Genomic DNA, 9,049 nt, shown 5'->3' on the forward strand with positions numbered 1-9,049 from the left:
TGGAACGTATTTTTCTTCTTTAGTCTAATGAAAGCGGCGCCAAATTTTGAGGTGGTAAACTTTCGAATTTGAGTTGAATTTATTACGATTCAGGTTCGTTATCCAAAAATAGCAGCACAAAAAAACCGCATATCGAATATCGATAGCGGTCTTATAGGTATTAAGGAATCATATCGTCCATTTTACGATGGAGCCAGCATAGGTCATTCCCCCGCCAAACCCGTAGAGTAAGACGTTATCTCCCGCTTTCAGCCGTCCTTCATCCACCGCCAGCTGAAGTGCAAGCGGAATGGAGGCTGCCGACGTATTCCCGCGGTACTCGACGCTGGTTAAGGTGCGGTCCATGGTAAATGGCCCCCGCTCGTTAATCGCTTCGATCATGCGAAGATTGGCGCTATGCGGCACAAACCAATCCACTTCTTCCGCGGTCATGCCTCCTTTGGACAGAAGGGTACGGACACCGTCCGGAATGTTCCGAATAGCCCACTTATAAATTTCACGGCCATTTTGAACAAGGCAGCCGCTCTTTAATTCGGTACCGTCCATTTGCTCGGAGAGCGCTGTTTTATACAGATGAATGCCGCCTTCGCCAAAGGTTCCCGATACAGACGCTATGACACCTGACGAATCCTCATCTTTCTCCAACAATACGGCACCGGCGCCATCCCCAAACAATACGCATGTTGTCCGGTCGGTGTAATCCGTAATCTTCGATAAGGTTTCTGCGCCGATAACCAGGATCTTACGGTAGGCTCCCCCGGATATTAATCCGTCAGCCATCTGGAGTGCATAAACAAATCCCGCACAAGCGGCATTCAGATCCAGGGCACCCGTGCTTGCAATGCCCAGCTTCGATTGCACCCGGGAGGCTGTACTGGGAAAAGAATACTCCGGCGTGCTTGTGGCCACAAGAATCATATCGGCATCCCGTACGGTAACGCCGTACCGATCAACCATATCCTCTACAGCCTTTATGGCAAGATCCGATACGTACTCATGCGGGGCAGCAATCCGGCGTTCCCTCATGCCTGTTCGCTGCACAATCCACTCATCACTCGTCTCAACCATCTTCTCTAAATCTGCATTAGTTAATATCCGTTCAGGAACATAGGTCCCGATTGCCGTAATTCTTGACTTTGATTGGCTCATCATTCACACCTCCAAGTTTTTAACTATTATATCACCAAGTACTAGTACTTGGTACTAATTTATTTTTATATATGTTCATTACAGCCTTCACCAACTTCACCTACATCTAAACACATAACAGCAATTCCACAAAAAAACCTTTATCGCGAAAGCGATAAAGGTTCTCTAAGCACGACTAGAAATAGACTTCCTCACCAGCCGACATGGAATAAATGTGAAGGTTGGCATCTGGGGATTCCTCTGTCAGACAGGCTTTTAACCGGTCCGTTTCGCCTTTGTCTGCATGGACGAGTATGGTGTGCAGTGCTGGAACGCCGGTTATCATCTGGCGCACGTCCGTCAGACCCTGGTGTACCTTATACCTGATTTTTGTGACTGAGCAGGCACCGTAGGACGCCGGATGTTGAAGGAGACGATGTCCAAAGGTCCCCTGGGAAACATGACCCGTGAGCAGGACCAGATTCCGGGTATCGCTGGACATCTGGCTATAATACCACTGCGCAAGATTCGACTGCATCATCCCATCGGTTACGAACCATAGCGATGCCCCGTGCTTCTGGAGCAAGGACTCGCGCTCCACCTCGCTAGCGGGTATGATCCAATCGTTCCGATTCAGTAATAACTCCAACTGATCTCTCATTCCCTGATCCGATTCCTGGCTGCGAAGCCACTCCGAACGCTCAAGCAGTCGCTTCATCCCCTCAATCAGCGGCGCTTCGATCACGATCGGCACGTTTCCCCAATTCCTGTATGCCCATAGGATCATTTCCTGCCCTCTGCCGGCGGCCGGCACCGGTAATAATACCTTCCCGCCGGTTTGCAGCGTGCTCTCGATCTTTTGTTCCAATTGCTTCAGTTTATCGGCCTGTGAATTCGCGTCGGTCCCGTAAGCCGCATCCACTATAGCCAGGTCCAGCAGCATGGAAGAAGGCTTGTCTACCAGCGCAGGGCTGTCATCCTCAAGCAGCAGCGATTCGGATGTATAGTCTCCTGAATAAAAGATCTGTTTGCCTTCAGCCTGTACTAGAAACCAGACAGACCCCAACATATGGCCGCTTCGTCCCCACATGACCTTTACGCCGGGAAGCGGCTCAAACCATGTCAACTTCTCGGCCTCTTCCTCCAGATACCGGTAGCGGATTGCCAGCTGATCCTCCTCCTTATAAGGAAGCTCTACGCCTGCCCTTGCCGTGTACTCTCTCCACGAGGCGAAGTAGGCCGTTAACTGTGCTGCCGTCTCCCGGGTAGTCCATACCTCCCCTTGATAACCAAGCCGGTACAGGAGCGGAATCGCCACCGAGTGATCCTCGTGAGCATGCGACAGAAACACGGCATCCAGCTTCGGCACCTGTTCTTGCTGGATCATGGGATAGTCTCCCGATCCTTCCTTCTTGACGCCGCAATCCAAGAGTAAATGAACCTGGCTGCCGCTTAGTAAATAGGCGGAACGGCCGTGCTCGCCTGCGCCGCCCCACACCGTCAGTTTCATCATGATGCATTCCACTTTCTTTTAGAATTCATTGCTTCGACCAGCAGTAACAGCAGCACCGTCATGCCGACCGAGACAACGGCCATCGCCATCCCGAGAGACACCTGTCCCTGCTCAAACTGGGCAAAGATATACGTAGCCGATGTCTGCATCGATGGCGGCAAAATGAGCAATGACCCGACCAGCTCCCGTGACGCAATCGTGAAAGTCATGATCCATCCTGCCAGCATGCCGGGCATAACCAGCGGCAGCAGAATCCGCCGCAATATAAGCAGAGGACCGCCTCCAAATACTTGCCCCGCCTGAAACAAGGTACCGTCGATCTGCGTAAAGCTGGCCTTTACATATTGCACCGTGTACGGGAGGAACAGCACGACGTACGTCAGCACCACCATCCCGTAGGTATTGTAGAGCGTAACCGACATCCATGGCGCATTCCAGAGCAGGATCAAACCGACCACCATCACAATGCCGGGAACCGTATTCGGCAAGAGACTTAACAGATCGATGACCCGCTGCATTCGTGCCTGGGACTTGCCGATCGTCAGGGCAAAACCGGTACCGAGCAGAACTGCAACCGTAGATGCCGCAAGCGACAGTCCCAGACTGTTACCAAGAGCTTTCTGGCTGACCGATCCCCAGGACAGCAATTCCTTGTAATGATCGAACGTCAGATTATCTAAGGACAATCCGGCTCCCCGGAGCTTCATCAGGGATGCCGCAATGATTGAAAAATAAGGAATGCCGACAGACAATATCAGCAGCAAACCGATGTATAAAGCGCAAACGGCGCCTTTGCTGCCGCGCAGCGAATATCTTTTGGAGCGTTGACCTTTGCCGCCGACAAGACGGTAGGTAAACCTCCGGCTGATCGTGGACTGCATATACCACATCACCAGACAAACCGACAGCAGGACCGATGCCAGCGAGGTCGCTTTACCGAAATCGATAGGCCAGCTTGAAATATATTTGTGGATTTCCGAGGTCATTACATAATAGCCGATGCGGCGACCGAACGTTGCCGGGGTGCCGAATTCTGCAATGGTTTTGACGAACACCAGCATCGCGCCCATGCCGTAAGACGATAACAGCAGCGGCAATATAATTCTTCTAAACCGATATCCGGCGCTTGCGCCATGAACCGCGCCGGCCTCCTCCAGATTACCGCCAATCCGGATCAGAGCGTCACGCAGCAGCAGGTAAAGAAACGGGAACAAGTGCAGGCTCATAATCAGCACCATGCCTCCGAAGCTGAAGAAGGAATCGCTCCATCTCGCTGCTCCCGGCAGCCACTGCTGTAAATACCCGCCCTTTTGCATAAACAGAATCCAGCCCATCGAACCGATATACGGCGGGGTCATAAACGGAATCATTAAGATTACATCCACCCACCGATGCTGTCCCAACCGGGTTTTGGCCATCATCCAGGCGAGCGGCAGCGCAAGCATTGTCGATCCTGCCACCACGCATACCCCTAGCCAGATGGATTGCAGCAAAACACCGGACAGCTCATGACCGGCTATCGTTCGTATCGGCGCCAGCCAATCGAAGTGCTGATCCGGGTATACACTTTGCCAGAAAATAAGCAGCAATGGCACACCGATGCCTATAATAAGAAGAAAAAGGGCGAGAACAACGCCCATTTTCCGTAAAAATCGCTGACTGTCCATGATGACAGGTCTCACTGTGGTTCACCTCACATTGCCTTCCTGTGGTTCGCTCTTAGAGGTTGTTCAAAAAGTCCGATTTTGATAAGAAAACCTGATCGATGTCAGTTCAAGGATGAGCGACCGCGATTCAAAGGTAGGCTTTCTTGCGATATAGAATTTCATCAGCTCTGCTGATAACGAATAATTTCTATATCTAACACGAAGTGAATCAAGAAGCAACTCCGCATCGAATCTTGAATTCAGCCGGGCCTTCCGGTGCTCACGTACAAACTACGTACGCTCCGCTCCTCAATCCCTAGCTTCATCCAACCTTCTCGGTGCTGAAAACCGACCTTTTTGAACACGCACTTTTAGGCGATCTACTTAAATACATCGGAAAAACGTGCTGCCGTCTCATCCCCATGATCATTCATCCAAGCCCAATCCACTTTGAACACCGGAATATCCTTCAGATTGGTTCGGCCTTCAGCCTCCACATCGACACGGCCCGGAATCAGATAGGCGTCCGCCACCAGTTTCTGTGCCTCGTCAGACAGTAAGTAGTCGATGAAAGCCTTGGCATTATCCACGTTCGGACTGGATTTCAAAATCGCAGCCGGTCTCGGACTCACGACAGTTCCTTCCTCCGGGTATACAATGTCAAGCGGCTCGCCTTTGGCTTTAGCCGAATACGCCATATAATCCACGCCTGCGGCAACCAAACTCTTGGCACCGGTGATCACAGGGTCCAGCGCTTCCTGGTTCGCTCCTGCCATAGCAGTCCCATTGGCTTTATAATCCTCGAACAGCTTCCAGCCTGCGTCGCCCTTCACGCTCAAATAGCCCGTGATAAAATCCAGCGCCGATCCCGACAACGTCGGATCCGGAATATTGACCGCATCCTTCCATTCCGGCAAGCCTAAGTCCGCCCAGCTTTGAGGCGGCGCAGAGACCAGATTGGTGTTGTATACAATCCCGAGCGCCGATGCGCTTGTACTAAAATAGTTTCCTTCCGCGTCGGACCAATCCTTGTTTAGCTTGTCCGCATTGGCAGCTTCAGGATAAGGCAATGTCAGACCATCCGCCTTGAGCGCCTGTGCGGAAGGGAGGGAGGCCAGAATGACAACATCCGCGACCGGATTCGATTTTTCCGCTTCCATCCGTGCCAAAATTTTGCCCGTTGTGCCTTGGAACATCTCTACCTTCACTCCGGTCTTGGCTTCAAAACCGCTCACGATATTGTCCGCAAGCTTTTGAGGGCCTGCGCTGTAAAGGACGAGTTTACCTCCGGCTTGCGCACTCCCCGATGCGGATTGCTTGCCTGTATCCTGTGCCGGTTTTGCCGAATCCCCATTCGGCGTACTGCCACATCCAAACAGACTTAGGCTCATGACCGATGCCAGCAACAGCACCGCGCTTTTTTTCCGTAACTTCGATTGACTCATTTCTCCCCAACTCCCCTTCATCTTAGCCTGCAGCAGCAGGCGTGCGTTTTGCTATATTCTGTTGCATACTCATGTTCTTATCATGACTTGTTCCTTCACCCATCTGGCAGATCGTATGCGGAGACACGTACAGATTCACACGTTCTCCGACAGGAATTCTCTTATCCAGGTAAGCGGTCCACTTGTCCGAACCATCCACCTGTAAGCGAATTTCGTATCGCTCGCCTACATAGCTCACGCTTAGCACGGTTGCCTGATAGCACACATCCTCCGTGCTTGTCCTGCTCCAGGTCACATGCTCCGGCCTCACCATGGAGTGATCGACCGTGAGCCAATTGGACTTGCCGATAAACGAAGCCACAAAGGGATGACTAGGTGTTTCATATATCATCTCCGGGGTTCCACGCTGCAGGACTTCCCCCTTCCGCATGACCACAATTTCATCCGACATCGACATGGCTTCCACCTGATCGTGTGTGACATAAAGGGCAGTCAGCCCCATATCTTTCACAAGCGACATCATTTCGATCCGCATTTCCTCCCTAAGCACCGCATCCAGCGCACTCAGAGGCTCATCGAACAGTACCAGAGCCGGACGGATCGCTACTGCTCTGGCAAATGCAACCCGCTGCTGTTGTCCACCGGACAGCTGATGCGGATAACGGTCTTCCATACCTTCCAAACGGACCATGGCCAACGCTTCGGTTACTTTTTGCCTGAGATCCGTCTTAAGCTTGGCCGCTTTTAATCCGAAAGCAACGTTCTCGTATACCGTCATATGCGGCCAGAGGGCAAAATCCTGAAATACCATCCCGAAGTTGCGTTTGTGCGCCGGCACGTCAATCTTCTTGTGCACGGAGTAGATACACCGGTCTTCCGCATAGATTTCTCCTCCGTCCGGCTGTTCCAGCCCGGCGATCATCCTTAGCAGCGTCGTTTTGCCGCAGCCTGACGGCCCGAGCAATGTCGTGAATTGACCATGACGCAGTTTCAAATCGGTAGGAAGCAACGCGGGTGTACCTTGAAATGACTTTTGAATGCCCCTGATTTCAATATCCACTTTCGATCCCAACCTGTCTTCTTAAGCTATTTCCAGTGTAAGGGTTACGTTTAAGCGTTGTATTAGACTAATGTAAACTCAGAATTAACTTTTTGTTTGAATTCTGTTGATACTCATAGATTAAATCTATATAGAGAGCATAAATAAGAAATCATCAAGGGAGAGATATACGAATGAATCTGATGAAGCTGCAAATAGTGGAACTGATCGACCGCCATCATCATATGACCAGCGTGGCAGAAATACTTGGCATTAAGCAGCCAACGGTTACTTTTCATATGAAGTCACTGGAGGAGGAACTGCAAGTAAGACTGTTCGAGTCCCGAAGCGGAAAAACATTTCTCACCGAGGCTGGACAAGCTCTGCTGCATTATGCGGTAAAAATAAACGCGCTGGCCAAGGAATCGGAACGGGTCGTTCGCGAATACGACAGCTTATATCGGGGAACGCTGCACATTGGAGCCAGTTATGTCCCTGCCACCTATCTGCTGCCTGCGATATTGAATACCTTTGCCCGTGAGTTTCCCGGCATACGGATCTCCTTATCCGTCAAGCCTTCTCCGGTTATCCGCGACATGCTGGCAAGGCACCAGATTGATATGGGCATTATTTCATCCGAACCCTTTACGGGTTCCAGTCTGCAGGCCGAGTCCTTGTGCAAAGATGATCTGACCCTAATATGTTCACCTGACCATCCACTAACCAAAACGGATTCGCTGCAGCCCGAGCAGATCATTCGCACGCCCTTCGCTTTGCATGGAACCGAATCCAGCACAAGGCAGCTAACCGACCTTTGGCTGGAGCAGCATGGTCTGCATATGCGAAGTCCGGTGGAATTGGACTCGCTGGAAGCGATCAAGCAACTTGTGTCGTTGGGGGATCATATTTCCTTCATGTCACGGATGGCGGTACAACGGGAGCAGCAGCAAGGTTTACTGCACGTTATGCCGATTCCCGGCCATCGGGCATCCCGGCACATATATAGCGTCCACAACAAGGATCGTCTTACTTCCGCCCAAATTCAACGTTTTCAAGAGGTCTTGCGCGAAGTGGGCAAACAATTGGAGCAAGTCCTGTGATATAAGGTAGTTTATTCTGTAAGCTATGTGGATGGATTAACAAAAAATGTATGCTGCTATTCAATAATTCTATAAATATTTGATACAGTCGCCCTGCCCCGTTAACAACTCACAATTATTCAGCGTTTAAAGTAAGCTGTGTACCTAAATCCAGCTTATGGGAGTGATTGTATTGAGAAGATGGAAACAGCTGACGTTGTCTTTCATGGTAAGTTTCACGGCTCTAGGAAGTGGATTAACCGGACTCCACGCAACTGAGGTTTCTGCCGCCGCCAATGCCGTGCCTTCGTATGAGGTGAAGTTCCTTGCCAAACCTGAAACCGTACTAGGAAATAATGGAGACCTGCGGAGCGAAGTCATTCAAGCATTCGGACTGGCCTCTGTTCCCCAAGCGATCGGTGTAGCTTATTATGATACGGACAACCTGGATCTGGATGCCGAAGGCTGGAATGTCCGTTTTCGCAAAAAAGAGGATAAAGATAACTACGAGCTTACCTATAAGAAACGGTATCCCATCGTGAATGGAGATATTAACGCGGCGCTCAGCTTGGCAAACCAGGAAGGCTTTGATGCTTCCGATGACAATTACGAGGCAGAGATTGATTGGGGCTACGGCAAACAAACGCTTAGTTTCTCCAACACGAAGAAGGTAAGCACGAATACAATCGGCACAGTGCTGCCATCCGAACAAGACGCCTTGGCTTTACTGCTGGACAAACTACCGGGTAAGCTCAAAAAATGGTCTTCCCCGAATTGGGGTCAACAAAAGCTCTCACAGTCCCGCATCCATGGACCGCTGACGTTCTACCGCTATGAAGGATCATGGGAAGGCCAGAAAATGAGCCTCGAAGTTTGGCCGATCCGTAATGCAGACGGTACAGGAACGGAGAATCTGATCGAAATCTCTTTTAAAACGTCCGATGTCTCGGTAGCTTCCCAGCTCCGATCCGAGCTGATGGACACCCTGGAGTCTAACGGTTGGCTTCTTCCTATGGACGGCTTGAAGACACAGCTGATCTTGGAAAGATACTAAGATAGAGATATTTAATAAAAATAATAGATATTAAGGTAAAGAAAAGAAGGACACCCCCACAGCGGGTGCCCTTCTTCCTGATACTTCATGATTCCTTTTCACGTGTTCGTTCGGAGGATAACAAAAAAGACCGCTATCGAGTGAT

General features: G+C 50.7%; 7 protein-coding genes. 2 read left to right on the plus strand and 5 right to left on the minus strand.

Annotated features, from left to right (window positions below; all coding sequences use genetic code 11):
- Positions 1-168: 168 nt before the first annotated feature.
- The 5 genes from ABEW73_RS22735 to ABEW73_RS22755 form a co-directional block, all read right to left on the minus strand.
- Positions 169-1,149 (minus strand): ketoacyl-ACP synthase III, encoded by a 981-nt coding sequence (locus ABEW73_RS22735; protein ID WP_430169421.1) that lies wholly within the window; start codon positions 1,147-1,149, stop codon positions 169-171.
- A 175-nt stretch (positions 1,150-1,324) separates the two neighbouring features.
- Positions 1,325-2,641: an MBL fold metallo-hydrolase gene (locus ABEW73_RS22740; RefSeq protein WP_430169423.1), complete on the minus strand. Its 1,317-nt coding sequence runs from the start codon at positions 2,639-2,641 to the stop codon at positions 1,325-1,327.
- Positions 2,638-4,281: an ABC transporter permease gene (locus ABEW73_RS22745; RefSeq protein WP_430169452.1), complete on the minus strand. Its 1,644-nt coding sequence runs from the start codon at positions 4,279-4,281 to the stop codon at positions 2,638-2,640. The genes ABEW73_RS22740 and ABEW73_RS22745 overlap by 4 nt, the downstream gene beginning before the upstream one ends.
- Before the next feature lie 386 nt (positions 4,282-4,667).
- Positions 4,668-5,732, minus strand: a complete 1,065-nt coding sequence (locus tag ABEW73_RS22750; protein WP_430169426.1) for an ABC transporter substrate-binding protein — start codon at positions 5,730-5,732, stop codon at positions 4,668-4,670.
- A 22-nt stretch (positions 5,733-5,754) separates the two neighbouring features.
- Entirely contained in the window at positions 5,755-6,792 is a 1,038-nt protein-coding gene (locus tag ABEW73_RS22755) for an ABC transporter ATP-binding protein (protein ID WP_430169429.1), read from the minus strand.
- Positions 6,793-6,965: 173 nt separating this feature from the next.
- Between ABEW73_RS22755 and ABEW73_RS22760 the strand changes: the two genes are divergently transcribed.
- Together ABEW73_RS22760 and ABEW73_RS22765 are read left to right on the plus strand one after the other, a co-directional pair.
- Complete coding sequence (locus tag ABEW73_RS22760; RefSeq protein ID WP_430169432.1) at positions 6,966-7,871, plus strand: LysR family transcriptional regulator; 906 nt, start codon at positions 6,966-6,968, stop codon at positions 7,869-7,871.
- A 157-nt stretch (positions 7,872-8,028) separates the two neighbouring features.
- Positions 8,029-8,904: a hypothetical protein gene (locus ABEW73_RS22765; protein WP_430169435.1), complete on the plus strand. Its 876-nt coding sequence runs from the start codon at positions 8,029-8,031 to the stop codon at positions 8,902-8,904.
- Positions 8,905-9,049: the final 145 nt, after the last annotated feature.

Source organism: Paenibacillus lautus, assembly GCF_050482385.1.
In the GTDB taxonomy this organism is placed as follows: Bacteria; Bacillota; Bacilli; order Paenibacillales; family Paenibacillaceae; genus Paenibacillus_AQ; species Paenibacillus_AQ lautus_B.

What these genes read in the sequence shown, in the direction of transcription:
- ABEW73_RS22735 (WP_430169421.1), bottom strand. Translation starts at nt 1,149, where the DNA reads ATGAGCCAATCAAAGTCAAGAATTACGGCAATCGGGACCTATGTTCCT.
- ABEW73_RS22740 (WP_430169423.1), bottom strand. Translation starts at nt 2,641, where the DNA reads ATGATGAAACTGACGGTGTGGGGCGGCGCAGGCGAGCACGGCCGTTCC.
- ABEW73_RS22745 (WP_430169452.1), bottom strand. Translation starts at nt 4,281, where the DNA reads ATGGGCGTTGTTCTCGCCCTTTTTCTTCTTATTATAGGCATCGGTGTG.
- ABEW73_RS22750 (WP_430169426.1), bottom strand. Translation starts at nt 5,732, where the DNA reads ATGAGTCAATCGAAGTTACGGAAAAAAAGCGCGGTGCTGTTGCTGGCA.
- ABEW73_RS22760 (WP_430169432.1), top strand. Translation starts at nt 6,966, where the DNA reads ATGAATCTGATGAAGCTGCAAATAGTGGAACTGATCGACCGCCATCAT.
- ABEW73_RS22765 (WP_430169435.1), top strand. Translation starts at nt 8,029, where the DNA reads ATGGGAGTGATTGTATTGAGAAGATGGAAACAGCTGACGTTGTCTTTC.